This is a genomic window from Fibrobacter sp. UWCM, assembly GCF_900129735.1.
GTDB lineage: Bacteria > Fibrobacterota > Fibrobacteria > Fibrobacterales > Fibrobacteraceae > Fibrobacter.
Genome location: NZ_FQWR01000024.1, coordinates 19,412 through 45,489, shown reverse-complemented (window position 1 = coordinate 45,489; position 26,078 = coordinate 19,412). Strand labels below are relative to the sequence as shown.

21 protein-coding genes are annotated in these 26,078 nt (G+C 55.0%); 18 read left to right on the top strand and 3 right to left on the bottom strand.

The window, feature by feature from the left end; all coding sequences use genetic code 11:
• Positions 1 to 23 precede the first annotated feature (23 nt).
• The 9 genes from BUB22_RS13490 (at position 24) to BUB22_RS13450 (ending at position 6,925) form a co-directional block, all read left to right on the top strand.
• On the top strand, positions 24 to 224 hold the full coding sequence (locus tag BUB22_RS13490) for a hypothetical protein (RefSeq protein WP_072812509.1): 201 nt from the start codon (positions 24 to 26) through the stop codon (positions 222 to 224).
• A gap of 25 nt (positions 225 to 249) precedes the next feature.
• The gene (gene purN, locus BUB22_RS13485; protein ID WP_073115935.1) at positions 250 to 840 is read left to right on the top strand and encodes a phosphoribosylglycinamide formyltransferase; all 591 of its coding nucleotides are present in this window, start codon (positions 250 to 252) and stop codon (positions 838 to 840) included.
• Between the two features lie 123 nt (positions 841 to 963).
• Positions 964 to 1,806, top strand: coding sequence for a ribonuclease HII (locus BUB22_RS13480; RefSeq protein ID WP_073115933.1), 843 nt, complete (start codon positions 964 to 966; stop codon positions 1,804 to 1,806).
• 179 nt (positions 1,807 to 1,985) lie between these two features.
• The gene (locus BUB22_RS13475; protein WP_217650375.1) at positions 1,986 to 2,678 is read left to right on the top strand and encodes a MotA/TolQ/ExbB proton channel family protein; all 693 of its coding nucleotides are present in this window, start codon (positions 1,986 to 1,988) and stop codon (positions 2,676 to 2,678) included.
• 9 nt (positions 2,679 to 2,687) lie between these two features.
• Positions 2,688 to 3,095, top strand: a complete 408-nt coding sequence (locus tag BUB22_RS13470; RefSeq protein WP_073115929.1) for an ExbD/TolR family protein — start codon at positions 2,688 to 2,690, stop codon at positions 3,093 to 3,095.
• On the top strand, positions 3,092 to 3,826 hold the full coding sequence (locus BUB22_RS13465) for an energy transducer TonB (protein WP_073115927.1): 735 nt from the start codon (positions 3,092 to 3,094) through the stop codon (positions 3,824 to 3,826). Before BUB22_RS13470 ends, BUB22_RS13465 begins: the two co-directional genes overlap by 4 nt.
• An 11-nt stretch (positions 3,827 to 3,837) precedes the next feature.
• The gene (locus BUB22_RS13460) at positions 3,838 to 5,130 is read left to right on the top strand and encodes a PD40 domain-containing protein (RefSeq protein WP_073115951.1); all 1,293 of its coding nucleotides are present in this window, start codon (positions 3,838 to 3,840) and stop codon (positions 5,128 to 5,130) included.
• On the top strand, positions 5,127 to 5,726 hold the full coding sequence (locus BUB22_RS13455) for an OmpA family protein (RefSeq protein WP_073115926.1): 600 nt from the start codon (positions 5,127 to 5,129) through the stop codon (positions 5,724 to 5,726). Before BUB22_RS13460 ends, BUB22_RS13455 begins: the two co-directional genes overlap by 4 nt.
• Positions 5,727 to 5,836: 110 nt before the next feature.
• On the top strand, positions 5,837 to 6,925 hold the full coding sequence (locus BUB22_RS13450) for a tetratricopeptide repeat protein (RefSeq protein ID WP_073115925.1): 1,089 nt from the start codon (positions 5,837 to 5,839) through the stop codon (positions 6,923 to 6,925).
• Positions 6,926 to 6,999: 74 nt separating this feature from the next.
• Here the strand turns inward: BUB22_RS13450 and murA are convergent, their stop codons facing one another.
• Together murA and BUB22_RS13440 are read right to left on the bottom strand one after the other, a co-directional pair.
• Positions 7,000 to 8,283: a UDP-N-acetylglucosamine 1-carboxyvinyltransferase gene (gene murA, locus BUB22_RS13445; protein ID WP_072812493.1), complete on the bottom strand. Its 1,284-nt coding sequence runs from the start codon at positions 8,281 to 8,283 to the stop codon at positions 7,000 to 7,002.
• Positions 8,283 to 9,098 (bottom strand): RDD family protein, encoded by an 816-nt coding sequence (locus BUB22_RS13440; RefSeq protein WP_073115923.1) that lies wholly within the window; start codon positions 9,096 to 9,098, stop codon positions 8,283 to 8,285. The genes murA and BUB22_RS13440 overlap by 1 nt, the downstream gene beginning before the upstream one ends.
• 59 nt (positions 9,099 to 9,157) lie before the next feature.
• Between BUB22_RS13440 and rapA the strand changes: the two genes are divergently transcribed.
• The 5 genes from rapA to smc all read left to right on the top strand — a co-directional run bounded on the left by rapA (position 9,158) and on the right by smc (position 18,703).
• Positions 9,158 to 12,118: an RNA polymerase-associated protein RapA gene (gene rapA, locus BUB22_RS13435; protein WP_073115921.1), complete on the top strand. Its 2,961-nt coding sequence runs from the start codon at positions 9,158 to 9,160 to the stop codon at positions 12,116 to 12,118.
• A 158-nt stretch (positions 12,119 to 12,276) separates the two neighbouring features.
• Positions 12,277 to 13,416, top strand: a complete 1,140-nt coding sequence (proB, locus tag BUB22_RS13430) for a glutamate 5-kinase (RefSeq protein WP_072812712.1) — start codon at positions 12,277 to 12,279, stop codon at positions 13,414 to 13,416.
• Positions 13,417 to 13,440: 24 nt separating this feature from the next.
• Entirely contained in the window at positions 13,441 to 14,670 is a 1,230-nt protein-coding gene (locus BUB22_RS13425) for a hypothetical protein (protein WP_073115919.1), read from the top strand.
• Entirely contained in the window at positions 14,670 to 15,122 is a 453-nt protein-coding gene (locus tag BUB22_RS13420; RefSeq protein ID WP_073115917.1) for a hypothetical protein, read from the top strand. The genes BUB22_RS13425 and BUB22_RS13420 overlap by 1 nt, the downstream gene beginning before the upstream one ends.
• Positions 15,123 to 15,148: 26 nt before the next feature.
• A complete protein-coding gene (gene smc / locus BUB22_RS13415; RefSeq protein WP_073115915.1) occupies positions 15,149 to 18,703 on the top strand; it encodes a chromosome segregation protein SMC in 3,555 nt (1,184 codons plus the stop codon).
• 87 nt (positions 18,704 to 18,790) lie between these two features.
• On the opposite strand, the gene BUB22_RS13405 is transcribed toward smc, so the two are convergent.
• A complete protein-coding gene (locus BUB22_RS13405) occupies positions 18,791 to 21,889 on the bottom strand; it encodes a hypothetical protein (RefSeq protein ID WP_254794754.1) in 3,099 nt (1,032 codons plus the stop codon).
• A gap of 79 nt (positions 21,890 to 21,968) precedes the next feature.
• Here BUB22_RS13405 and BUB22_RS13400 point away from each other — a divergent pair, with 79 nt between their 5' ends.
• The 4 genes from BUB22_RS13400 (at position 21,969) to BUB22_RS13385 (ending at position 26,049) form a co-directional block, all read left to right on the top strand.
• Positions 21,969 to 22,850: an EamA family transporter gene (locus BUB22_RS13400; RefSeq protein WP_073115910.1), complete on the top strand. Its 882-nt coding sequence runs from the start codon at positions 21,969 to 21,971 to the stop codon at positions 22,848 to 22,850.
• 43 nt (positions 22,851 to 22,893) lie between these two features.
• Positions 22,894 to 23,160 carry a hypothetical protein gene (locus tag BUB22_RS13395; RefSeq protein ID WP_175547301.1) on the top strand — a complete coding sequence of 89 codons (267 nt, stop codon included), beginning with the start codon at positions 22,894 to 22,896 and terminating at the stop codon, positions 23,158 to 23,160.
• 11 nt (positions 23,161 to 23,171) lie between these two features.
• Complete coding sequence (locus tag BUB22_RS13390) at positions 23,172 to 24,179, top strand: TraB/GumN family protein (protein ID WP_083535550.1); 1,008 nt, start codon at positions 23,172 to 23,174, stop codon at positions 24,177 to 24,179.
• Positions 24,180 to 24,312: 133 nt separating this feature from the next.
• Positions 24,313 to 26,049: a pectate lyase family protein gene (locus tag BUB22_RS13385; RefSeq protein WP_073115904.1), complete on the top strand. Its 1,737-nt coding sequence runs from the start codon at positions 24,313 to 24,315 to the stop codon at positions 26,047 to 26,049.
• Positions 26,050 to 26,078: the final 29 nt, after the last annotated feature.

Here is a 26,078-nt window from a genome sequence, read left to right as displayed (position 1 = left end):
AAAAAAAGTGTTATTTTTAAATCATGAACAAGTTGATGTCTTACCTGCTCCCTGGCGTTTTCCTCATTGCTGTCTTCGCGATTGTCAAGACGTTTTTCCTGCCGCCTGCGGTGACGGTCCAGGAATGGTTCGTGTACCTGACGGTCGCGGTTACCGTACTCTGCGTCGTGGTGCCCTGCGTTATCTATTACCTGCGCACGCCCCCTGGAATCGACCACAAGTAAGCGGCTCTTTTCTATATTTGGCGCCATGTTTAAAATTGGCGTGATGGCTTCCGGTGGCGGGAGCAACTTTAAGGCTATTATTGAGCGCATTGGCGAGGGTGACCTCGAGGCGCAGTGCAAGTTTTTAATTACGAACAACGGAACGTGCGGTGCCGTGGAGCATGCGAAGGAGTACGGCATCCCGGTTTACCACATTTCGGGGAAGACTCACCCGGATGTTGCCGCGTACGAGGCCGCGCTGCTTGAGGTTCTTGACAAGTACGATGTGGATTTGCTTATTCTGGCAGGTTACATGAAGGCCCTGCCGGTGTGCATCGTGCGGCGCATGGAGAATCGCATATTGAACATTCACCCGTCGCTCTTGCCCAAGTATGGCGGGAAGGGCTTCTGGGGAATTCACGTGCACGAGGCAGTGATTGCCGCGCACGAGAAGGAATCGGGCCCGACGGTGCACCTGGTGAGCGAGGAAATCGACCAGGGGAAGATTCTCGCGCAGGTGAAGGTGCCTGTGCTGGAAGGCGATACGCCGGAGGTGCTCGCCGCCCGCGTGCTCGAGCAGGAACACGATTTATACTGGAAGACGATAAGAGACTACTATAATGAAATGGGTCATTAGTCATGGGTCAATTTTTTGGTCAATGGTTATTAGTCAGTAGTCATTAGCATTTATCAGGCGCCAAAGGCGCGATAATTTTAACTAACAACCAATAACTAACAACTAATGACTAACAACTAATCTATGAAATTTAAACTGCCCGCATTCCTCGAAAACGTCAAGACTCCGGTAGAGGGGGAAACCCTCATGCGGAAGTTTGTCGCGGATCCGGCATCTGTCGGCGGGGCCGGCGTTGACGGTTCACTTGACCTGTTTGCGTCGGCCGCGGCGGGCGAGGGCAAGAGCGTTATCGTTGTGGGTGTCGACGAGGTCGGCCGCGGCCCGCTTGCCGGCCCCGTGGTGGCTTGCGCCGCCGTGCTGAAGGCACCCGACATTATGCCCGAACTGAACGACTCGAAGAAACTTTCCCGAAAGAAGCGCGAGGCGATGTTCGATGCGGTGAAGGACGCGTGTGCCTGCTATGCGATTGCGAGCGCGAGCGAGAAGGAAATTGACGAGATAAACATTCTCGAGGCCGACTTCCTTGCGATGCGGCGAGCGCTGCGGGCGCTCGGGATGCCCGGGATAAACGAGACTGCGCCCGAGATTCCCGTGGAGGTGAAGGGGAGTTTTGCGGAGGTGGACCCTAACGGTTGTCCTGCGGATTCCCTCCAGGGTGACAAGCGGGTGCCGCATATTTTCATTGCGGTCGATGGCAACCTCAAGATTCGCGGTGTTCCTGCAGAACTGCAGATGCCTGTCGTGAAGGGCGACGGGCGCATCGCGAGCATCTCTGCGGCCTCCATCCTTGCGAAGGTCTTCCGAGACCGCTATATGGACAAACTAGCAGAAAAGTATCCGGCTTACGGATTCGAGAAGAACGCTGGTTATCCCTCGCCGGTGCATCTCGACGCCATCCGTAAATTCGGGTTTACGCCGGTGCACCGCAGGAGCTTTCACGTCAAGGAACTTGAAGGCCTTGTGTAGGGCCTATTTTCAATTTTTACAGACTAAATGCTGCTTTTTTGTGTGTTAGGTCTGTATGATTCTGAAGTTCGCTTTTTTTCCCGAATAAAGTTTCTTTTGCTTGGTCTGAATCATATTTTTTTGCTACATTGTGCACGGGGCGGTCGTTCCCGCCAAGTCTTTTATTCGAGGAGGTTCTTTTGAACAATTCCATCCCTCTTGTACAAATGGTAGTGCAGTCCGATATTGCGACCATCGTGGTCCTCTGCATCCTTGCCATCATGTCGCTGGGTTCCTGGGGCATTATCATCGTGAAGTTCTTTGCCTACCGCAGGAGCAAGCACGCGAATGCTGAGTTCTTCCGCAAGTTCAGTACGGTTACGCAGTTCGTGCAGTTGCAGGGCCTTTGCGAGACCGCCGAGGACAGTGCGCTCCGCCGCCTTACGGCCGAGGTGTTGAAGGAAGCCTCCAAGTTCAGTAACTTCGTGAGTTACGACTCCATCCAGCACCGTGCATCGCTCCTGGAAGATACTATCCAGCGTTCCATCGAGGGCCTGCGCCTTACCGAAGACCGTTACCTGAGCTTCCTTGCCACGAGTTCTAACCTTGCCCCGTTCTTCGGCCTCTTGGGTACGGTGTGGGGCATCATGATTGCCTTTTTCCAGATTGGCCAGCACGGCTCTGCCGACCTGAGCGTTGTCGCTCCGGGTATCGCCATGGCCTTGATTACCACGGTGGGTGGCCTTGTGGTTGCTATTCCGGCTTCTGCGGGTTATAACTACTTTACCAGCTGCAACGGCCAGAACGAAATCTCCTATTTCAACTTCGGTTCCCAGGTGTTGAGCCTCTTCAAGCGCGGCGACTTGCTCGCTCTCGAAGAAGTTGCCGGCTAGGAGGCCTAGGTGAAGCGTAGCCGCGGAAAAGAACTCAAGCAGGAGATGAACCTCACGAACATGATTGATATCGTGTTCTCGATTCTTATCGTGTTCATCATTTCTGCGCCGCTCATGAGTCAGGGCGTGAAGGTCGATCTCCCGAAGGCCGAAGCCCCGACCATGGAGCAGGAAAAACTCTTGAAGGTGTCCATCACCAAGAACGAGGAAATCTACATCGCCGACATGCAGGTGGATTTCGATGGTTTCAATAACGTGTTCAAGTCGCTCTGGAATGGCGAGATGGCCGTTGTCATCAATGCCGACGAGGACGTGAACTACGGGCTTGTGATGAAGGTTGTGACCAAGGTCCAAAAATTGGGCGTGACAAAACTCGGGTTCCTTACGATGAATCCTAAAGAAAAACCGGGTAAATGAGCAAGCAGGAAGAAAGAATAAAGTACTTCGGCTCGGACGTGGACTCCACGCTCGTGAAGATAATCGTAGTTGCGGTTGTCTTCCATTTCCTCGTTGTCGCATTCTTTATCGGGCTCCATTACGTGAACCTGAAACCCGAACCGGAACAGATCCCGGTGTTCGAGATGGTGCAGGTGGCCCAGCCGCCTCCGCCCCCCAAGCCTGTGCAGCCTAAGCCCCCTGAGCCCCCGAAGCCCAAGGAGCCGCCCAAGCCCAAGGTGAACAAGGAACTACCGCCCGAGATTAAGCCCGAGCCGGAAGAAAAGCCCGAGGAAGTGCACGAGGATGTGCCGCCAGAACCGGAACCGGAGCCCGAACCGGAACCGCAGGAGGATTTCCCGGTCGACGACCTCGACTTGCCTGTTGCGGTGGAGGCTCCGAGCCTGAACCCGGTGGGTTCCGTGGACATGGACCCGCTGATGCAGGTGTACCTCGAGCAGTTGAAGAAGATTATCATGAGCAACTTCAAGCCGCCCAAGGACTTGAAGGTGGGCCGCGACGCGAAGACTACGGTGCAGTTCCAGGTGGACCGCTTCGGCGGGATTACCGCCGTGATACTCAAGAAGTCGTCGGGCAACAAGGCGTGGGACCACCTGTCCGTGCGCGCCATCCAGATTTCGAAGGTGCCCGAACTGCCGCCGAACTACCGCGCCCCGAGCCTCGTGTTGCACTTTAACTTTACGCCGAACTAGGTTGAATGTTTATGAAGAAGATTATCGCGTTTCTTGCCCTGTTGATGCTTGCCGTACCGAATGCGTTTGCCTCTATCGATACGATTGCAGTCGACGTGGGTATTTCCGTGTTCAAGACCATTCCGCTTGGCGTCGTCCCGTTCGAGGAGAAGCCTGGTATCGAATGGATGGAGGAACGCCCGCACCAGATTGTTACCCGCGACGCGAACCTTTCGGGCCGGTTCGACGTGGTTGCCTCCGACAAGTTCAACCTTGCGCTTTTCAGCCGTAGCCATGCGGAATACTACGTGACGGGGAAGGTATTGCCCCAGAAGGATGGCGCCCTGAAGGTGGAATGCTTCCTGTATGTTTCGAAGTCGAAGGACCTGCTGCTCGGTGAATCGTACACCCTGAAGCAGAAGGACTTGCGCCGCGCGATACACGCGTTCTTTGACAAGGTGACGAAACGCATTACCGGTGAGCGCGGCGTGGCGAGCACCAAGCTTGCGTACGTCTCGAAAATCGAGGGCGTGAAGCAGGTGGTGGTATCTGACTACGACGGTTTCCACCGCAGCCAGGTGACCCGCGATTCAACCATCAGCATGATGCCCGTGTGGACGCGCGGGAATGCGGGGCTTGTTTACGTGAACTTCAAGACGAACCGCCCGCACCTTTATGCCAAGAACTTCGGCGGGCCGGAACGCGTGATTTTCCCGCAGTTCGACCAGACGTACAGCCCCGCGGTAAACCCGCGTACGGACGAACTCCTTTTCTCTTCGACGGTCGACGGGAAGACTGACCTGTTCCTCGGCAACATGGAGACGGGCAAGGCGCGCAAGTTCGCCTACCTGAAGAGCAACCAGACGAGCCCGGCATGGAGCCCGTATGCGACCGAGGTGCTGTTCACGAGCGACCGTGGCGGTGGCCCGCAGATTTTTGTGATGGGGAAGGACGGCTCCGATTTGCGCCGCGTGACATTCATGGGCCGTTACAACGAGCGTGCGAGCTGGTCCCCGAACGGCGACCGCATTGTCTATACCTCGATGGACAACGGCAAGATGAACATCTATACCTGCGCGCTCGACGGCAGCGACATTGTGCAGCTCACGAACAACGCGGGCAACAACGAACACCCGACCTGGTCGCCCGATGGCAAGCTGATTGCTTTTTCGAGCAACCGTAGCGGGACTTACCAGATTTACATTATGCGGTTTGACGGCGCGAACGTGACCCGCATTACCCAGGGCGGCGAGAACACATCGCCTACGTGGTCCTGGTTCTACGAAGATAGTGAACAACAAAAAACCAAAGAAGGTGCTAAATGAAGAACATCGCTAAACTTTCCATTCTTACTTTTGCCGCATGCCTCGCCATTGTAGGCTGCGCGAAGAACGAACCCCCGCAGACGCAGCCCGCGCCGGCCACGGCCCCGGCTGCCGCACCTGCACCTGCTCCGGCTGCTCAGCCCGCGGCTGCACCCGCACCCGCGGTGAACGAGGATTCCCTCGCCGCCGAACGCGCGCGCCTCGAGGCCGAACGCCTTGAAGCGGAACGCGCCCGCCTCGAATCGCTCATCAACCAGATTATGAGCGAAGACGTGTACTTCGATTTCGACCGTTCGGAACTGACCGAAAAGGCGAAGGAACTGCTCGCACAGGTGGGTGAACTCCTCCTGAAGGAAACCCGCTTCACGCTTACCATCGAGGGCCACACCGACGCCCGCGGTACCGAAGACTACAACTTTACCCTCGGTGCAAAGCGCGCCATGAAGGTGAAGGAATTCCTGAGCGCCTACGGTATCGACGGCAAGCGTATGGAATCCGTGAGTTACGGTAAGGAAGCCCCGAAGGCTCAGGGAGAAACCGAAGAGGCTTACTCCCAGAACCGCCGTGCCAACTTCCGCGTGAACATCCAGCAGTAAATTAGAACTTAGTCAATGGTCATTGGTCAGTGGTCATTGGTTGAAAAATGCGCCGGTGGTGCAAAAAAAACTAATGACTAATAACTAAAAACTAATAACTAGCGTAGAAAATGAAAAAAATTGCTTTAGGTATTGTCTCGATTGCATTCGCCCTAGTCGGGTGCTCCCAGATGACGGTGCTCCGTACCGAGGAGATGCGCAATGTCGGTACGGACGTGCAGGTTGCTGTCCTCAGCAATCTCGATTCCGCAATGCATAAGCTTAGGGCCGATAACAAGAACCTCCGCAAGCGCGTTGACTCCCTGAAGGCGGAACTCCTTGCCCAGCAGGAGGCCTCTGCCTTGCTGCAGAAGCGCATGATGGCTGAACTGACCATGCTTTCGCGCCGGGTTAGCGATGAATCCGAAAGGAACGATTCGCGCCAGGAAGAAATCATCTACCGCCTTGATATGCTGCTCGGCAAGAGTGACAAGATTCTGGCGAAGAAGGTCGTGGTGAGCGGTGCCCCGCAGCCGCAGGTTTCGATGGACAGCGTAGAACGCGAGGCTGAGCGCCTCGTGGAAGCGGAAGCGATGTTCAATACGGCCCGTTCGGACTACCATCGCGGTGAATACAAGCTTGCCTACACGGGCTTCAAGCAGGTTTACGAACAAATGAAGGATGGGGAACTCGGCGAGAATTCCCTCTACTGGATGGGGCTTTGCCTTATGGACGTGAACCAGGTGGAAAAGGCCAAGAAGGTGTTCGAGGCGCTTGCACAGAGTTTCCCTGAAGGGCAGAAACTTTGCACGACGATGTTCAAGCTCTCGGCGATATATGCTGCCGAAGGGAATGTCGATATGCAGAAGCAGTACCTGCAGAAGATTCTCTCGAGCAAGACTTGCGCGACATCTGGCGAGTTTGAACAGGCGGCAGAAATCCTGCAGGAACTGCTGGAAGGGAACACCGTAGAACCGCAACCTGTTTCGGATGCTTCGACAGGCTCAGCAACCGAACCTGCTGCACCGGCAACAGAAACCGCGCCGGCCGCACCCGCTGCAGAGGCCCCGGCTGCAGAAGCGAAGCCTGCAGAAGTAAAGCCTGCCGAAAAGGCCGAAGCCCCGGCTGCCGAGAAGGCGGAAAAGCCCGCAAAGGATGCTGCTCCTGCCGAGAAGAAACCCGCGAAAAAGAAGAAGATTCCTTCTGTCAAGAAGGACTAGTTAAAAGCACGCTCTTTGGTAAATGTTGAAGCCCGCGCTCTGCGCGGGCTTTTTTCATATTGCCGAAAAAAAAATTAGAATGCGTCGTCGTCTTCGTCATCGCTGTGGCGAATGACGACACCGCCGATCTTGGCCATCTTGTTTTCGAAGTCCTCGTAACCGCGGTCCAGGTGGTACACGCGGCTCACGGTGCTTTCGCCCTCGGCCACGAGGGCCGCAAGCACGAGAGCGGCGGTTGCACGCAGGTCGCTACCCATGATTTCGGTGCCTTCGAGTTTAGTGCCGCCCTTGATGGTTGCGGTATTGCCGTTCACCTGGATGTTCGCCCCCATGCGCTGCAATTCGGCGACATGCTTGAAGCGGTCGTTATAGACGGTATCCTGGATGAGGCTGTTGCCCGGCACCGAGACAAGCGTCGCCATGAGGGGTGCCTGCATGTCGGTCGGGAATCCGGGGAAGGGGAGGGTCGAAATGCTGATGGGCTTGAGTTCGAGCCCGCGGGCATCGACCTGCGCCCAGTCGTTGCCGACATCTACCTTGCAGCCCATCTCGCGGAAGGCGTCTAGGGTAGAGGCGATGTGTTCGGGAATAATCTTCGTGACCTTCACGCAGCCGCGGGTAATTGCCGCGCCGCAGAGGTACGTGCCCGCCTCGATACGGTCAGGAATGGTGTAGCCCTTGCCGGGGCGGAGGCTTTCTACGCCTTGCACGGTAAGCGTGCGGGTCCCGCGTCCCTGGATTTTTGCACCCATCGAGACGAGGTAATCCACGAGGTTGTCGATTTCGGGTTCGAGTGCCGCATTCTGCAGCACGCTCGTGCCCTTCGCAAGCGTTGCCGCCATGAGCACGTTCACCGTTGCCCCCACGCTGGATATCGGGAAGTTGAACGTGCCACCCGGGAGCCTGCCTTCGCAGGTGGCCTCCACGTAGCCGCGGGTAAGGGTAATCTTTGCACCGAGCGCCTCGAGCCCCTTCAGGTGAAGGTCGACCGGGCGCGGTCCCCAGGCGCATCCGCCGGGGAGCGACACGCGGCAACGCCCGAAACGTGCTACCAGCGGGCCCAGCACGTAGAAGCTTGCGCGCATGGTCTTCACCAGCTCGTAGGGAGCCTCCAGGTGGTCGGCCCCGCGGGTGTCTATCTTGAGCTGGTGCGCTTCGCCGCTGATGCGGCAGCCGATAATGCGCAGCACGTCGCTCATCGTCTTCATGTCCTTCAGGTGGGGCACGTTCGTGATTTCGGAAACACCCTCGGCAAGGAGGGCCGCCGCCATCACGGCGAGCACTGCGTTCTTCGCTCCCGAAATCTGGACTTCGCCTTCGAGGGGTTTCTTTACCTGGTGGACTTCAAAACGGTACATTACTGAATCTCCTTGTCGCCTTCGCTTTTCTTAGCGTTGTCGTCCTTGCCCTTGGGCGTGTTGTGAACGACGTATGTCCTTGCTATCCAGTCGTGGAGCGCCCTGCGCTTCGGGTCAATGCATACAATCAGGTAGCCGAGGCCGTATATGGCGAGTGTAAATTGCGTGAGGATGCTGCCCAGGTAGCGGGCAGCCGAGGTAATCCAGGTGAGGCGCTCGCCGTCTGTGGTTTCGATGTGGATGCGGGCGAGCATCTTCCCGGGGGTAGCCGAGAATATGGCCTGGAACGCGATGAAGTATATGGCCTGCGCCACGCTCCAGATGGTAATAAACGTGCTTATGCCCGGCGTGCTCAATAGTTTGTTCGTGCTTTCGGCAGATATCGGGTCGTTTATGTAGGCGCTTGTCGCTTGCTGGACGGTCTCAAAGTCGAGAACCCCCGCGCTCGAAAGTACGAGCAGCGTAATGCCGCCGAAGAAGCCGAGAATGAGGTTGTCGACAACGCATGCGAATGCCCGCACGAAGAACCCGGCGAACTTGCGCGACCTGAACTTGCTTTCCTTGACAATCTGCTCAAGAGCCTCGATAGTGTCCTTGAGCATTTCCTCGTCTGTGGGCGGGACGGGCGGCAGGTCTTCCTTAAGCGCCTGCGAGGCCTCTTTCCATGTTTTCCAGTCGCTCTCGCCGCTGTGCCACACGAGCGTGTTGTCGCTTATTTTTCCCTGGTTTACAAATTCGTGGATTTCATCGATAGAATAAGGGCCTTGCCGGCGTTCGCCATCGGTAATGCTTTCGTCAATAAAATACCACTTCATACGCGGTAAAAGATAGAAAATTTTAGTCAGAAAACGCATTATTTACTAAATTTGGAGGCATGAAAATGTTTAAGCCGGGGCAACGTTACGTTAGCCAGTCGGAACCGGAATTGGGTCTTGGGGTCGTCTCCGAGGTTCAAGGCCGTACCGTCAAGTTTATGTTCCCGTTAGTGGGTCAGGTTCGTCTTTATCGTGTTGACAATGCTCCCGTGGAGCGCTTCATTTTGCAGCCGGGTGAAACGGCGAAAAACGAGAAGGGGCTTTCGTTCTCTGTCGAGAGCGTCCGCGAGGATGGCGACCTTGTCGTTTACGTAGGCCGTGGTGGTCGCGAAATCAAGGAAGCCGACCTTACGGCGAAGCAGATGGCGCGCCCGAGCGACCTTTTCCGTTCGCTCACGAGAATCGGTGCGGGGTCCAAGTCCGACATTCTTTCGGAAGATGTTTCCTCGAAGGCCTTTGAACGTCGCCGCCGTGCGATGGAACTTTCGTGCATGTGGAAATCTTCGCCGGTTCGCGGCATGATTGGCCCGCGGCTCGACATGATTCCGCACCAGTACTACCTTTGCTACCGCGCCTGCAGTTCCTCTACGCTCCCGCGCCTCATGCTGAGTGACGAGGTGGGCCTCGGAAAGACTATCGAGGCGGGCATGATTTGGCATGCCCTGAATGCGCGTGGCCGCGTGAACCGTACGCTCATCATTGTTCCCGAGACGCTCAAGCACCAGTGGATGATCGAGATGAAGCGCAGGTTCAACCAGCTCTTTACGCTGGTGGACGAGGGCTATATCCGCGGATTGTTTATTGGCGTCGAGAAGGGCGCACCGAAGCCGAACCCCTTCCTGCAGAGCAACAACATCATCGTGGCGATTGACTTCCTGATGAGCCAGCCTGCGCTTATCGAGGACCTGCTCAAGACGCAGTGGGACATGACGATTATCGACGAGGCTCACCACCTGGTGTGCGAGGACGGCTTCACGAGCCACGAGTACATGCTTGCAAACGCGGTGCTTGCCCGCTCGAAGGGCGTTCTCCTGTTGACGGGGACTCCCTTGCAGCTGCACCCCGAAAGCCAGTTCAACCGCCTCAAGATGCTTGACCCGGCCCGCTTTGCCGACTACGGCGCGTTCATCAAGGACCAGGAGGAATACCGCAAGCTGGTGAACGACCTTGCGAAACTGCCGACCGACCCGAACCACCACATGAGCTGGGACGACCTGTACGAATGCGTCCCCAAGAATTCGAAGATTCGCCCGTGGCTCGAGCAGGAAAACTCGAAGGCCATGACCGCAGGCGAATGGATGCGCCGCATCGTGGATGCGATGGGTACGGGCTCCGTGGTGTTCCGCAATACCCGCAAGGGCGTGGGCGGGTTCCCCAAGCGCAAGCTCGACGAGATTTGCCTGGAACCGAATCCGCGTTACCGCGAGATGGTGGAACTTGCCGCCGAGAAGGATTTGGATGCCTCGACCGACATTCAGGAAAATGGCCTGCTTTGCACCCGCTATTCCGACGGCTGGGAACTCGACGAGCGTATCGTTTGGCTCAAGGAGTTCCTCAAGAAACACAAGAACGACAAGATTCTCCTCATTTGCGAATCCATCGAGGTCGTGCTTGCGCTCGAGACAATCCTCACGGATTATTTGGGCGAGGGGGCGTTCTCGATGTTCCACGAGGACATGACCATCATGGCGCGCGACAAGGCTGCCGCGAACTTCAGCAAGGAGAACGGCGCGAACCTGCTTATCGCATCCGAAATCGGGTCCGAGGGCCGTAACTTCCAGTTCTCGCACCACCTTATCCTGTTCGACCTGCCGCTCGATGCGGCCCTCGTGGAACAGCGCATCGGGCGACTGGACCGCATTGGCCAGACGCAGGATATCATCGTGCATGTTCCCTACGTGAAGGGATCCGGCCAGGAAGTGATGTTCCGCTGGTACAACGATGGCCTGAACGCGTTTGGCGCGCCCCTCATGAGCGGTGGTGAACTCTTCCTCAAGTACACCGATAGCCTGATCGAGGCGCTTGCGAACCCGCGCGGCTGCCTGGACGATTTTGTAAAGAACGTTATCCCGCAGGTGAAAAAGGACTGCGAGGCGATGCGCAAGAATATCGAGAAGGGGCGCGACCGCCTGCTCGAATACAACTCCCGCAACCCCGAGAAGGCGAAGGAGATTACCGACGAAATCCTGCGTATCGATGCCCAGCATGAACTGAAGGATTTGCTTCTCGAATCGCTGCATGCCCGCGGGCTTGACGTGGACAACAGTGCCATCGAGGGTTGCTGCGTGATTACGCAGGGCCCGCAGATCGAGGAAGGTTCCGTTGCCGGAATGCCGACCCGCGGGATGATTGCCGCCCAGAGCGAGGAAGACGAGCAGGGAACTGACAATATTTGCCTCACAGCGACGTTCGAACGTGGGGTGGCGATGCTCCATGACGAGGTGGACTTCTTGAGCCTCGAGCACCCGCTGGCACAGGGCACCATAGATTTCGAGACGGGCGTGAACCACGGGACCGTCGCCTGCAGTATCTGGAACGGTTCCGGACTCCGCGGGCTTGTTATGCAGTACAACTTCGTGGTGGAACTGCCCGTGCCCGAGGAATGGGGCGTGTCCGATATCGTTGGCCCGCGCTACGTGTGCACGCTCGTGGATGCCTCGGGACAGGACCTCTCCGAACACCTGAAGGCTGTCGAGAAGGCGGAACTCCGCGACGTGAACGTGCCGCAGGGCAACAAGGCTGTCGATGCCACCTTGCGCTATTTCGCGAAGGAAGGGCTTGCCATTGCGAAGCGCAATGTTTCTGGAGTCGCGAAGGAATACGCCGACAAGGCCGCCGCTGCGGTGGAGGCGCGTTCCGAGCAGGAATACCAGCGCATGAACCACCTGCTCACCATGCGTGGGAAGGCGGGTAACAATGCGGAACTGGCACAGCTCCGCAAGAACGTTGCCGAGCGCAAGAAGATTGTCGCGAACCCGCAGCTCCGCCTCGATGCAATCAGGTTGCTTGTTTGCAGGTAGAGATAGTAAAGGTGAACGTTGTGGTTTTGAAATGAATTAAAATGTCATCCTGAGCGGAGGGGGTAGCCCGAAGTCGAAGGATCTCCTTGCTTGTAGATTCTTCGACTACGAACCTTCGGTTCTTCGCTCAGAATGACACATGCTGATGAAAAAAGAATATGAGTGAATTACGTAAGAACATCCTAGACGAAGCGCGCCGCATTGTGGTGAAGATTGGCTCGCGTATTTTGGTGGATTCCGACAAGGGCGGCGTGCGTACCCGCTATATCCAGAAACTCGCCGATTCCGTTGCCCGCCTCATGGAAGCGGGGAAGGAAGTCGTGATTGTGACAAGCGGTGCCGTGGGTACGGGTATGGCGGAACTTGGCTACAAGCAGAAGCCTACCGTGATTGCCGAGAAGCAGGCCTGCGCTGCCGTGGGCCAGATTGACCTCATGTACACCTACCGCGAGATGTTCCGCTGGGTGCAGCTCTCGGTGGGCCAGATTCTCCTTTCGGCAGACGACTTCCGTGACCGCGCCCGCTACAAGAACTTGCAGAACACCATCAAGGCGATGCTCGCGCGTAAGATTGTCCCCATCATCAACGAGAACGACTCGCTTGCGGTTGCAGAAATCAAGGTGGGCGACAACGATAAGCTTTCGAGCGACGTGGCGCTCTTCCTGGATGCCGACCTGCTGTTGATTTTCACGGATGAGGACGGCCTGTTCGATGACAACCCGAAGAAGAATCCCAATGCTCGCCTGTTGCGCTTTGTGCCCGAGATTACGCCCGCGGTGCTCGCGCTTGCGGGTAAGCCCGGCGAGGCCGGCTCTGCGGTAAGTACCGGCGGGATGCGCAGCAAGCTGGAGGCCATCCGGAACGTTACGAAGAGCGGGGCGAACGCCTTCCTCGCAAACGGCATGAAGGTCTTGCCGCACCAGGTGATTTTCGAGAACGCGAACGGCACGCTTTTTGCAGGCTCCAAGAAGAAGTTGAACAGTCGCCAGCGCTGGCTGAGCTTCATTACCACGCCGCGCGGGAGCGTCGTCGTGGATGAGGGTGGCGCGAATGCCCTCCGGAAAAAGCACTCGAGCCTGCTGCCCGTTGGGGTAATCGCCGTGCACAAGCATTTCGACAAGGGCGACCTCATCGAGGTGCTCGACGAGCAGAAAAATCCAGTGGCCCGCGGGGTGGCGGGTTTCGACAGCGAAACCCTGAAGCTTGTGCTGCGCAAGAAAACGGCGCAGGTTCACGAGATTCTCGGTGAAAACGTGCCCGATGAACTTATCCACAAGAACGACCTGGTTGTTTTCTAGGTTGTCTTTTATATATTTAAAACCATGAGCCTATTCCGTTCCATAAAGATTGCCCTGGTTGCGATTCCGCTTATGCTCACGTCGGCCCTGGCCGATGCCGTCGACGTGGATGCGGTTGCTTCGGGTGGCTACTGGACCCGCGACGAGCAGTTGCGCGACATTGGCGACCTGCTCCTGTACGGAAAGATGTCGTTTGTCGATATCGGCATGAACTACGCTCCGCTCCCGACCCAGATTCCGCTGAAGAGCAAGTTCGGCGAGCACGAGGGTTTTGCCATACGCCATCATTTATCCCTGATGGCGTCGCACCAGGTTTCGCAGAATAACTACCTGTCTGCGCTCCTGTTCTTCGAACGCTCCGGCTGGGACGGCGAGGACTTCCTGTTTTTCCCGAAGTACACGGATTTCGGGCTTGTCCGTTCCGTGACTACGTGGGGCCTTGGCTACACCAACACGACGGTAGACTACTCGATTGCTGCCGGTATGCAGCACCAGAACGTTGAATTCGTGGGCGACGTGTTCCCCGCAGAGAATGATTCGCTCCTGTACACCTGGGCGAACCTGCGCTTTGGCCGCATCAGCGCCCAGACGCAGTTCCACCGTACGCATTTCCGCATGCTCAGGCTTTCGCTCGATCTCGAGGACCGCGAAGTGTTCGGCGGGGCATCCTCCGGGCTCTGGACATACATGCCAAACATCGATGCAACCATCTACAAGCGTGAACTGGATGGCGACGATGAGGACTTTGTCCGCGTGAACTGGGAACAGAACCTGTTCAACCAGATGCTCTATGCGGAAGTCTCGTTCGATTTCCCGAATGACGGCTTCCATTCTGCCGCGCTGAAGTTCTACCCGGAACCCTCGCGCCTATTTTCTGTCGAGTTTACCTGCCTGCGCCGCCGTGCCGTGGCAGACAACTGGGACGACCTGATGTTCGGCTGGGCGTTCGAGATGCCGCTTGTGCGTGTGGGCTACAATTCCGCCTACGAGTACGACCACCTGTTCCATGCGAAGGGAACCTGGTTCGTGGAACTCCAGTTCAACATGGGTTCCCTCGGCGATGCCCTGTTTGCCAAGAACGGTCGCAAGTCCACTCCGCTCCAGACACAGGAAATCAAGAGGAAGAATACGCCGGAAAAGAAATCCGAACTGATTCCGCTTGACTCGCAGAATTCCCAGGGGGCGAACGCTTCGAAGACGATAACCGCGAAGGGTATCCGCTACGAGAAATCGGGCAGTGAAGGGGGCAAGTAATGAAGACTTTTAAGAGTTTGTCTGTACTTCTGGCCGCGCTTGCCTGTTGCATTGTGTTTACGGGTTGTCTCAGCCACTGGGCTATCGATTCTTCGACGCGCCTCCAGGTAGAGAACAAGTCGAGCAAGACGATTGTCGGTATCGATATCGTTTCGGAGGACGGTTCCGAGTATGTGCCGTGGATCCAGGATACGATACGCCCGGGTGAAAAGAGCCGCGTCTACGAGGAGGACTGGGTCGGAACGTTCAATGTCCGGTTCAGGATTGTCGAAAAGACGACGATTGGCTGTGCATGCGATAACGTCCCGGACGGGATGTATGCATCTTGCGTTTGCCCGGTGCTCCGTTCCGAAGCCTTGATTGCCCGCGATGTGGAATTTGAGGGCGGTAGCGAGTACGTGGTCATCACAGATAGCAAAGAGGGTCACGGACTGCGTTACGAGTTCAAGTAGATACTTTTTTACTACATTAATATTCAGTGCAGATTACAAAGTTAAAGATTTTCGGATTCAAGTCCTTTGCGCAAAGGACTGAAATCAACTTCCCCACGAAGGGCCTTACCGCCGTGGTGGGCCCGAACGGGTGCGGAAAGTCGAACATTACCGACGCTATCCGCTGGGTGCTTGGCGAGCAGAAGGCCGCCCTCCTGCGCATGAGCAAGATGCAGGACGTGATTTTCAGCGGTACCGAGGAACGTGCCGCCATGAGCCTTGCCGAGGTTTCCATTGTTATCGATAACAGCGATGGTACGCTTGCCTCTGAATACTCTGAAGTGATTGTTACCCGTCGCGTCCATCGCGACGGCTCGGGCGAATACCTGATAAATAACCAGGAATGCAGGTTGCGCGACGTGCATGCCCTGCTCTTTGACTCGGGCCTGGGTTCCAGTACCTACTCGCAGATGAACGCCGACATGATCAAGGCGGTGTTGAGCGACAAGGCGGACGACCGCCGTGTATTGTTTGAAGAGGCTGCCGGCGTGAGCAAGTACCGCCAGCAGCGCAAGGAAGCCGTACGCCAGATGGAACGTGTGCAGATGGACATGGCCCGCGTGGAGGACAACCTGCGTGCGACCCGCCGTTCCGTACGCCAGTACGAGACCCAGGCGGAGAAGGTCGATGAATACAAGAAACTGACGAAGCGCCTGCGCGAACTGGACCTTTCCGTGAGTATCGACAAGTTCGAGGACCACAAGGAAGGGCTCAATACGCTCGATACGTCGTCCCGCCGCATGGAGCACGAGGTCGAGACCGCAAAGACGCGTGCGACCGAACTGCAGACCAAGATCGAGGAAAAGAAGCTCGATATCAGCGAGGACGAAAACGCCTATCGTGAACTGGAACGCGAAGTCCAGGCGGCGACTATCGAACTCAACAACCTGAACAACGACATCGTGCGCCTGAAGGATTCTATCTCTGCGACCGAGGCGGCAAGCGCGAAGGCCCAGGACGAGATTGAACGCAGCGAGCAGAAGGTGGGCGAGCTTACTGCCGAGAAGGAACGCCTCGAGAAGGAAAACGAGGCGCTCGGTAACGATTCTGAGATGGACGAGATGAGTGCCATCCTGGAACGCGAACGCGAAACCCTGCAAGTGATGCGCGACAAGCTCGATGACCTGCGCACCCGGTCGAGGGAACTCTCGAACGAGCGTCTGCAGGCTGCGAATGCGCTGAACGCGCTCCGTTCCCGCTTTGAACGTGCCGATGCAGAAACGGATATGCTCCAGTCGAACCTTGACGGCTGGAATAGCGAACTGGAAACACTCCGTACGCAGCGCGATGATGCCTTGCGTGCCGTGGAAGATATCCAGCAGGGCATGGATACGGCCCGCACTGAAATTGAAAATCTCGAGGAGCAGAAATCCGTTCGCGAGGAACGCATTGAATCGCTTCGGTCGGAACAGTCCGAACTTACTGCCCGCATTGCGGAACTGAGGAACGAGGAGGCTCGCCTGCAGTCCCGTATCGACGTGCTCGAGAGCGTTGCTAGCGAGGGCTCCGATGCGAGCCGCTGGCTTGCCGAAAACAAGTCGAACCTCACGCAGGGCCTGCTTTCCGAACGCATTAGCGCGACACCTGAATATGCCCACCTGGTAGAAACCGCGCTGGGCGATATCCTTGATTCCGTGATTGTCGACAATGCGGGTAGCCTGGGCGAGATTGTCGCCTCCCTCAAGAACGAGAATGTGGGCCAGGCTCTGATGGCGCTCACGGCTAAGCCGCGCCCTGCTTTTGCGGGCAACATCGAGGGTAACGGCGTGATTGGCCCGATGGCGAATTTCGTGACGGCGGATGAACCCACGTTGGCATGGCTCCGCGGGATTCTTTCGCGCTACATCCTGGTGGAATCGCTCGATGCGGCGCTGGAACTTGCCGAACGTTACGGTAACGACGACCTCTGTTTTGTGTCCCCGGATGCGACAGTTCGCACGGCGGGGCTCGTTTCTACGGGAACGCCGACCGCGGGTACATTGAGCCGCAAGAACGAGATTGAAAGTGCCCAGCAGGCACTTGCCGGCGTGCAGGGCGAGCTCTCGCAGAAACTTTCTGACGAGGAGCGGGTACAGGATACCCTCGCCGAGGAAACCCAGATGCTCGAATCGCTGGTGGATGACATCCGCGAGAAGCAGAACTCGCTCCACGGGGGCGATGCCGCCATTGCAATCCAGAAGAATACGGTTGCCTCTTGCGAATCCCGCATGGCGACGCTCGATGCCAACTGCAACAGCGCCCGTGCCCGTATTGAAGAAGCCGCACAGCGCAAGAATTCCGATGCGGAACTTGCCGAGGCCGCGCAGGCTGCGGAACGGGCCGAAGGCGAGTACGACCGCGTGAACGATGAACTCGGCGAGCAGGAACAGTTGTTCCGCGACAAGGACGAAGAAGTTCGCGAACTTGAAAGGAGCGTCCTCGACAAGAATGCGAAACTCGCGCAGAACACGAGCCGCCTCAAGGACATTGCCGACCAGATGGACTTCCTCGGGAATACGATTGTCAACCGCAAGGACGAAATCGCGAAGAATGCGGAAGCGATGGACAAGCTCCGTAGCGATTCCGAAGGGATTGCCGACCAGGTTCAGGCGAAGGATTCCGCCCTGCGTGAAATCGAGAGCAGGCGAGACCTTGCCCGCGAAAAGTACGAGCTTGTTTCGGGCGATATCGATGAATGGCAGAAGGAAGTCAACAGCCTCCGTGACGACATGATCGAGAAGATGCACGACCTGAACGATATCGTGCGTCGCCGCGAGGCCCTGCAGGCGAATGTCGACAGGCTCAAGGAACGCATCCTTACCGACTGGGAAGTGAACCTGGAAGAACCCGGCGATATTGAACGCGTGGAATATTCCCAGCCCGAAGCGGACCGTGAAATCCGTGAACTGCGCGTGAAAATCAAGGAACTTGGCCCCATCAACGTGAACGTGATGGAAGATTACGAGGACGAGAAAAAGCGCCTGGAAGAAGTCGAGAAGCAGTTCGACGACCTGGACCGTGCCCGCGCATCGCTCGACCGTACCATCACCAAGCTCGACGATATTGCCCGCAAGCGTTACCTCGAGACGTTCGAGCGCATCCAGAAGAATTTCCAGTTCGTGTTCAGCAAGCTGTTCTTGAATGGCGAAACCAAGATGAGCCTCGTGGAAAAGCTCGACGAGAACGGCAAGCCGCTCGATATTCTTGATGCGGACATCGAAATCAACGTGCGCCCCACGGGTAAGAAGATGCGCGGAATCAAGGCGCTTTCCGGTGGTGAACACGCACTTACCGCAACGGCGTTGCTGTTTGCTATCTATATGGAAAAACCGTCTCCGTACTGCGTGCTGGACGAAGTGGACGGCCCGTTGGATGACGCTAATGTGGGCCGCTTCATGGCGCTGCTCCGCGAATTCAGCAAGCAGACCTTGTTCATCGTGGTGACGCATAACAAGCGTACCATGGCCGAAGCCGATATGCTCTACGGCGTGACGCAGGAAATCAAGGGTATTTCCCGCATCGCCAGCGTGCAGTTGGCTGATGCAACGAAGTTTGCGATATAATCTTTTGCTCGGTTCGTCCGAGCTTCTCTCTTATAAAAAAACATCCCCGCATTTGCGGGGATGTTTTCATGTTATAGTACGAATCAATTACTCTTGCTCAAGTTCCTGTTTAATCCACTGATACATGGATGATTCATCCTTGTACGCACAGACATAGATTACGCTTTCTTTGGTAACAGTTGCATCTTCGTTATCTCTGTTGCAAATCTGGTCGAGAGCAATGTCTGTGGAGGCGTCAACCCACTTACCATTGTCATTTACGACTTCTTTAGCTATAGAGCACTTGAAACTGTGGCTTTCACCATCCGTGAGGGTTTCGCTCTTAATGTCTGCAATGTTTTTAGTATCACCTCTATCGGTATCGCAATTATCAAACATGGCGTTAAGGTACTCATTTTCATTAATTTCTAGCCAATCTGTGGAGGAAGAACTTGCGGGGATTCCTTCTACGTTACCATTATTAAGACATTCATAGTATGCGTCACCGACTATAGCGGCATCTTTTTTTCGATTTCTTGTGCAAATTCCAAGCGTTGCGTTTTCATCCAAATCGCTTGCTTTAACCCAAGAGTATCCGCTGAGATAACCTCCAGAAATGTAGTTACACTTGTATTTTTTCCCTTCGTAAACAGCTACTTTGGTTTGATTTTTCATCTTATCTTCATCGCATTCGCCATAGATTTCTTCAAAGGTAAGTTCACGCCATTCATGGATATGGTTACCCCAGTTGTCTGTATATTCAGAATTTTCTTCACAAACATATTCATAACCGGATTCAGTAACCACTTTTTCATTGACATAGCCTTTATAGCAAGCTTTTCCTAAATACGAGTCAGTCCATCCAGCTGGGATCCATTTGTATTTGTTCTCGTTATCAAGGTAATCGCACTTATAAAATTCGGAACCAGATTCTGCCTTGACTTCGCCTTTTTCCATCACGGTTTTTGTACATATTCCATATTCCTCGTCATGATCATCTTTCTTTCTCCATTTGGAGCCATCGCATACAAAGGTTGTTTTGCTCGTTGCCGTGGCAAGTTCCGCATTCTTGGTGTCGAACAGCTTTTCTTTGCCTTCGTTTACAGTAGCGCTGCATTCACCGAGATAAAGCTTGGATTCCGGATTGTTGGCCTGTTCTTCCGGGGTTATGCCGTCCTGTTCAGAATATTCACCGGAAGAACCCGAAGAGCTCGGAGCACTAGGCACTAGTCCAAGATTATCGCAAGAAGAAGCGGACAGGTTACATTCCTCTTTGACGCACTCATACTCTTGAATTTCCCCGTCAAAGAACGCCGATCCCTTATCGCCTATATTACGGCCCAAGCATACATTGTCAGTATATTGCCAGCCACAGTTTTTATCGTTGCATATACAAACGGCATTATCATCAAGACCTTCAAAGCTATAGAAGAAGGTCGAATTAACAGCGTCAGCATCGCAAACTTTTTCCACCGTTGCAACACCTACAGCCCAAAGTGTTACAGGATACCAAACTTGTTCGTTTTCGATATATTCAAAGTAATGGAAATATCCCCCCTTGACATCAGACTTATATACCTTGCTGCTATAGCCAGACGGATCATTGAAAACCTTTGCGTCTTCGACTTTAAGCTTATAGGCTTCCACAAATCCATTCTGCAAAATCTTGTAATAGACGGCATCCGTACCACTCCAGACATTCGTTTCAGCAGTATAGTCGCCATGCTGCATTTGGTTCCACTTGAAGAAGTTCGCGTCGATAAGCAAAGCGAGGTAGTCTACAAAGAACATGCTGTGTTCCTTGCCTGCGTAAGTCGTATTGACGGCGGTGTTAAAGTTGCCGTTTTCGGCAAAGACATTGCGGAAAGCGTTATAGACCGGGTTAAAGCTCGGAGTCTTGTCCTTTTGGTCAATGAGGGCCATCACCCACACGATGCTGTTGAAGTTTTCGGCCAGGCCAATCTGATCGGGGGCATAATGTTCGAAAGACGGATATTCTTCGCTGTTTTCCAAATAAAGGGCAGCGGCAAGGTCCTTGTTCGCCTGCTCGTTTGCAACACCAAAACCGTTTCCATCGTCAACCAACTTCTTTACGCGGGCGGCCTTGTAGTCGGTCAAAAAGTCGATGACAACCGTATCGGACGCATCGGACAAGTCTGCATAGGCGTTGTAAATGACATCCGTTGCGTTCGAGCCAAATCCGCCAAAGGCGCCGAAAGCATTGTTGGTCAAGTTCAGCTTGACACGGAGCTTCACAACCGGGGTCGTAAGGTTCGTGATGTCGAGATCCCCTTCGAGGCGTGCAACCTTGTATTCCACCGCCTTTTCGTTAGTTTCTTCGATTGTCACAAAGGATTTATTGGCAGAGGCGAACAAGTCCTGCATAAACACCTTGCCGCTCGGGGCGAACTTTTCGTCCAGGTCCGTCACGGTAAGTTCTGCATTGTCGCCACCCTTGAGGTTTTTCCAGATTTCTTCGTAGATGTCGTCAGTTTTTGTTTCCTTATTGGCCTGCACCGGGAAACGCACGACAACATGCTTCTTGTACACCTTGGCGAGGTTCTCGTTCACGGGCGTGAACGGGATTTCCATCTTGGTTTCGGCTTCGCCGCAACGGATGGTCACGGTGATAATAGCCTTTTCGTTGTCACGAACTGTATCGACGATGGCGCAAGACCTATCTTCAAGTTCCGCATTCCAGCTGCTGTAGGCGTCGTTGAACTTGTCGTTGATATCTTTCTGGTTCATGGCTGAAGCGGAACTCAAATTTTTGATGGCTTCGTCTATGTCCTTCTGGTTCTGTGCGGATGCAGCGCTCAAGGTTTCTTTGATAGCTTTGTTGATTGCAGCAGTATCGGCACTTACGCCATTTTTACCGTTTATCCCGTTCTTGATTGTGCCGATGGTATCCCCATCGCATATAATCGCAAAGCCAGACTTGTCATCCAGTTCCTTTGATGTGCAACGGTACTGAATCGCTTCGTGGTCGTTCATGGCGACCCATTCGCCTTCAGAACATGCGTACATTGTGGCTTCGGACTTCACGAAGTTCAAGCTTCCTTCGGTTTTGTCGTTGCAGTTATCCGGATCCAGCGTGCTGACAATGCTATAGAATTCATTGGATGTGGGGTCTTCATTGCTACAGGATGTTGTACAAATAGCAAAAGCAGCACATAAAGCTGCAGTAGATAGGTGCTTGATATTCACCGAACATCTCCTTTTTTTTTAATTTTGACGGCAAAATTAGAAAAATTTGTTTACGATAGGGTTCTTTTTAGTATTTTGTATGGAAAAAAACAACTTTGTAATGAAAGGCTTTGCCTTTGCCGCCCTTTCTGCCATTTGCTATGGCACGAACCCGCTGGGCGCATTGCATTTGTACGCTCAAAATTACTCGCCGGAGACGGTTCTCTTTTACCGTTTCTTCACGGCAGCACTTCTCCTTTTTGTGGTGATTCTTGCGAAGGGCTCGCACTTTAAAATTTCATTCCGCGAATTCGGAGCGCTTGTCGCGTTCGGATTCCTCTTTGCGGTGAGTTCGCTTACATATTATGCTTCGTTCAAGTACATGGACGCGGGGCTTGCTTCAACGCTATTGTTCCTTTATCCGCTAGAAGTCTCGGTGCTCATGGCGGTGTTCTTCAAGGAGAAAATCAAGACCTGGACCATCGTTTCGATTGCGGTCTCTATGGCTGGCGTGGCTCTCCTCTATCGCGGTGGCGATGGCGTGCCGCTCAGTACAGTGGGTCTTATGCTTGCTTTCGCCTCTTCGATTTCTTACGCGATATACATGGTGATGGCAAACCGCATCAAACTGCAGATGGGCTCCGTGAAGATGACGTTCTACGCCATCTGCTTCTGCCTCGTGTTTTTATTGCTTTATTCGGTAACGCTCGGTTCGGGCCTCCCGCCGGTGTTTACGCAGGCAAGTTCGTGGGGGTGGGGATTCATGCTCGGGCTTGTGCCGACGGTGCTTTCGCTCATTTTCATGGTGAAGGCGGTCAAGATTATCGGGTCTACGCCTACGGCGATTCTCGGGGCGCTTGAACCCGTGACTGCGGTAACGATAGGCGTGCTTGTCTTTGGGGAAGTCCTTACGGGCAGGCTCATCGCGGGCATTCTCCTGATTCTCGGGTCCACCGTGCTTATCGCCGCCAAGCGGAAATAACCTGCCATCTGCCGACGGCCTACTATTTACTATATTCACAGGCATGCAGGCAATTTGTTCTAAATGCAATAAAGAATTCAACGACAAGGTGGGTATGTCCCCCTTGCAGAGCAACATGGCTATTCGCGTGCGCAACAAGGTGGGCAACATCTGCCCCGAGTGTCGCGCCGAAATCAGCAAGACTCGCCGTGGGTGGTGGAAAATGTGGTTCTATGACTTGAAGATAGGTTTTTACTGCTTCTGGTTCCTGGTTCCCGTGGCGCTCTTCTTTGCGGCGTTTACGGTGTTCCTTGCCTTGTATGTTCTTTAAAGGGGGTTGCTATGTTGTCTAGGATTACGCTGGTTTGCTTGCCCTTGCTGGCTTTGCTTGCGGGCTGTGTTTCGTCCGAGAAGGCGGTTTCTAAAAAGGATGCTTCTGCAGAAGAAACGAATGAAAATGCCGTTTTTGAGGATGCCGTTTCCGAAGAAGAACTTTTGACGAGATACCAGCGCGCAAGGCACATGCTATGGCAGGTTTCGGATTCCAATTCCAGCGTTTACCTGTTGGGGAGTGTCCATTTTGCGGATTCCACGTTCTACCCGCTGGATACGGCGATTACGAATGCGTTCGACCGTTCCGATGAACTTGCTGTGGAACTCGACATGACCGATACTGCTGTGTTTATGGAAATCGCAAAGCAATCCGAGTTGCGGGGCAAACTGCCCGCGGGGCAATCTTTGGCGCAGGTCTTGCCCAAGGATGTCAAGAAGCAACTCGATAGCGTCTGCGCTTCGTGGTATCTTGCCCCAGAAGTCCTCTATGGCTTCAAGCCCTGGTCTGCGGCAATGACGCTCAGTTCCGTTGCCATAATGCGGCTCGGCTTCGATCCGAATCTCGGGATAGATTTCTACTTCTTGCGTAGTGCGCAGGAATCCAAGAAGAAGGTTGTTTCTCTCGAGTCGGCTGCAGACCAGATTGCCGTGCTTGTGGGTGAGGGCCTCCCGGATTCGCTCGGCGTTTACTACCTCAAGAGCACGTTAAGCCAACTGCAGGTGATGGATTCCTCCGTCACGCTGATGATGGGTGCCTGGGTAAAGGGCGATGATTCGCTTTTCCGGGAAGCCATGTACATGGAACCTGAAGGTAGCGCTACGGATTCCCTACTGGAAGCACAAATCGAGGATCTCGTCTACATTGCCCGCAACAGGACGATGGCGGATTCCGTTGCGGCCTTCCTTGCGCAGGACCGTAAAGTGTTTGTCGTAGTGGGGGCCGCTCACATGGCGGGGAAGGGCGACAACGTGCTCAAGCTCCTGCGCGACAAGGGCCTGACGGTAGAACAGCGCTAGTTTTGCGGCATCTTGCGCCGTTTTTGCCGTTGTCTATGGACAACTTGTAAAAGCAATTTTTGCTGAAGTCGCCCTTTTTGCGTGAAAAAAGGATAGATTTATAAAAAAGTTGGTTACGCAAGGAGTATGCGGGATGTTTGAAGTTCCTTCCAAAGTTATTGCCGTCTTGTGCGGGCTCGCGGTTTTTGCGTCCGCCGCGGTGGACCAGTGCAAGCCCATCGGCTGGGCGACCCGTTCGGGCCGTACGTCGACCCCCTTCGAGGTGACGGGAGGCGGTAACGCGACCCCCATTACGGTAACAACATTCGCCGACCTGCAAAAGTACGCGAAGGATTCCTCGCCGCGGGTCATCTACATCGACGGCACGCTCGGCAGCGGTTGGAGCGGCACGACCGGCGACCGTCTGAACATCACGGCCTCGAACAAGACGATTATCGGGCTCAGGCCGGGAACCGTTCTCAAGGCTCCCATCCATATCAGCAAGGCATCGAACATCATCGTCCGCAACATCGTCATCCAGGGTCCGGGCAGCAATGCCGACCAGGCGTGGGACAACCTCACCATCGAAAACGACGGTTCCAAGAACATCTGGATTGACCACTGCGAATTCTGGGACGGCCAGGACGGCAATGCCGACGTGGTGAAGGGTGCAGATAACGTAACGTTCACATGGTGCATTTTTGGCTACAAGAAAAAGAGTACGCACAACCTCTCGAACCTCATCGGCAGTTCCGACAACGAGCCCGTGAGCGAGGGCAAGCTGAACGTGACCTACATGTTCAACTGGTGGAAGGCCGCGAACCAGCGCAAGCCGCGCTGCCGATACGGGAACGTGCACGTGGTAAACAATCTCCTCACCGGCGATGCGAGCATTACGAGCGGAACCGACGTGTTGGGCGTCTCGGCTGGCCACATGTGCCGCGTGCGCACCGAACGGAACGTGTTTATCAACGAGGCGAACCCGATTTACACCGGCAACGCGAACGGCACCGGCGTGAACGAGGTCATCGACAACATCTTTACGAACTGCTCGGGCAACACGAAGGGCACGGGAACTTCATTTACTCCACCCTACGACTACACGGGCTTCATGCTGCCAGCAAGCGAGGTGGAGGCCGCCGTGAAGGCGAATGCGGGTGCGACCCTCAAGAGCCCCACGGAATGCGACGCAAACTACGTTGAACCGCCGCCCCCGACTCCCGACAGGCAGTACCAGGCGGACAAGGGTACGGCGACAAACAGCTTTATCGAAACTTCGAATGCGGGTTATCATGGCGATGCCTACGTGAACTTCGACAAGGGCGGTAATGTGGTCGTGCCCGTGAAGGTTGATGTGGCGGGCGAGTACAAGTTCGAAATCGATTTCGCGAACGGTTCTAGCGAGGACCGCAGCCTGGTGATTTCTTCTGCAATGGATACGGCGACGAGCGTGTTCGAGAAGACGGGCGCGTGGAGCACCTGGAAAACGCAGGAAGTCTCGCTCAAGCTTACGGCGGGCGACAACAGCGTGAAGTTCGCGACGCTCGATGGAAAGGACGGCCCGAATATCGACCAGTTCGACGTGACGCTCGTGAAGGAGATTGCTGCGCCGGATACCTCGAAGAAGGATTCGACTGTTCGCGACACGAGTTCGGGCGATACCACGAAGCCGGATGCGATTCCGCTGCTTTCGGGCTTGTCGCTCCAGCAGGGTGCATACAGCGTGAGTGTCTATGCGACTGACGGCAGGTTTATCCGCAAGGTGGAAAATGTTCCGCAGGCGATGCTCCGCGACACGCGTGAACTGACCAGGGGCCTCCGTGCCGGAATTTACCTGGTGCAGGCTTCCGCGCCGGGAATCAGCAAGAAGTTCTTCATCGCGGTGAAGTAAGCTGAGAAAAAATCGGAAGGACCTGTGAA

What these genes read in the sequence shown, in the direction of transcription:
- BUB22_RS13460 (WP_073115951.1), top strand. Translation starts at nt 3,838, where the DNA reads ATGAAGAAGATTATCGCGTTTCTTGCCCTGTTGATGCTTGCCGTACCG.
- BUB22_RS13480 (WP_073115933.1), top strand. Translation starts at nt 964, where the DNA reads ATGAAATTTAAACTGCCCGCATTCCTCGAAAACGTCAAGACTCCGGTA.
- proB (WP_072812712.1), top strand. Translation starts at nt 12,277, where the DNA reads ATGAGTGAATTACGTAAGAACATCCTAGACGAAGCGCGCCGCATTGTG.
- BUB22_RS13400 (WP_073115910.1), top strand. Translation starts at nt 21,969, where the DNA reads ATGGAAAAAAACAACTTTGTAATGAAAGGCTTTGCCTTTGCCGCCCTT.
- rapA (WP_073115921.1), top strand. Translation starts at nt 9,158, where the DNA reads ATGAAAATGTTTAAGCCGGGGCAACGTTACGTTAGCCAGTCGGAACCG.
- BUB22_RS13420 (WP_073115917.1), top strand. Translation starts at nt 14,670, where the DNA reads ATGAAGACTTTTAAGAGTTTGTCTGTACTTCTGGCCGCGCTTGCCTGT.
- BUB22_RS13395 (WP_175547301.1), top strand. Translation starts at nt 22,894, where the DNA reads ATGCAGGCAATTTGTTCTAAATGCAATAAAGAATTCAACGACAAGGTG.
- BUB22_RS13385 (WP_073115904.1), top strand. Translation starts at nt 24,313, where the DNA reads ATGTTTGAAGTTCCTTCCAAAGTTATTGCCGTCTTGTGCGGGCTCGCG.
- BUB22_RS13425 (WP_073115919.1), top strand. Translation starts at nt 13,441, where the DNA reads ATGAGCCTATTCCGTTCCATAAAGATTGCCCTGGTTGCGATTCCGCTT.
- BUB22_RS13490 (WP_072812509.1), top strand. Translation starts at nt 24, where the DNA reads ATGAACAAGTTGATGTCTTACCTGCTCCCTGGCGTTTTCCTCATTGCT.
- BUB22_RS13465 (WP_073115927.1), top strand. Translation starts at nt 3,092, where the DNA reads ATGAGCAAGCAGGAAGAAAGAATAAAGTACTTCGGCTCGGACGTGGAC.
- murA (WP_072812493.1), bottom strand. Translation starts at nt 8,283, where the DNA reads ATGTACCGTTTTGAAGTCCACCAGGTAAAGAAACCCCTCGAAGGCGAA.
- BUB22_RS13455 (WP_073115926.1), top strand. Translation starts at nt 5,127, where the DNA reads ATGAAGAACATCGCTAAACTTTCCATTCTTACTTTTGCCGCATGCCTC.
- purN (WP_073115935.1), top strand. Translation starts at nt 250, where the DNA reads ATGTTTAAAATTGGCGTGATGGCTTCCGGTGGCGGGAGCAACTTTAAG.
- BUB22_RS13440 (WP_073115923.1), bottom strand. Translation starts at nt 9,098, where the DNA reads ATGAAGTGGTATTTTATTGACGAAAGCATTACCGATGGCGAACGCCGG.
- BUB22_RS13390 (WP_083535550.1), top strand. Translation starts at nt 23,172, where the DNA reads ATGTTGTCTAGGATTACGCTGGTTTGCTTGCCCTTGCTGGCTTTGCTT.
- BUB22_RS13450 (WP_073115925.1), top strand. Translation starts at nt 5,837, where the DNA reads ATGAAAAAAATTGCTTTAGGTATTGTCTCGATTGCATTCGCCCTAGTC.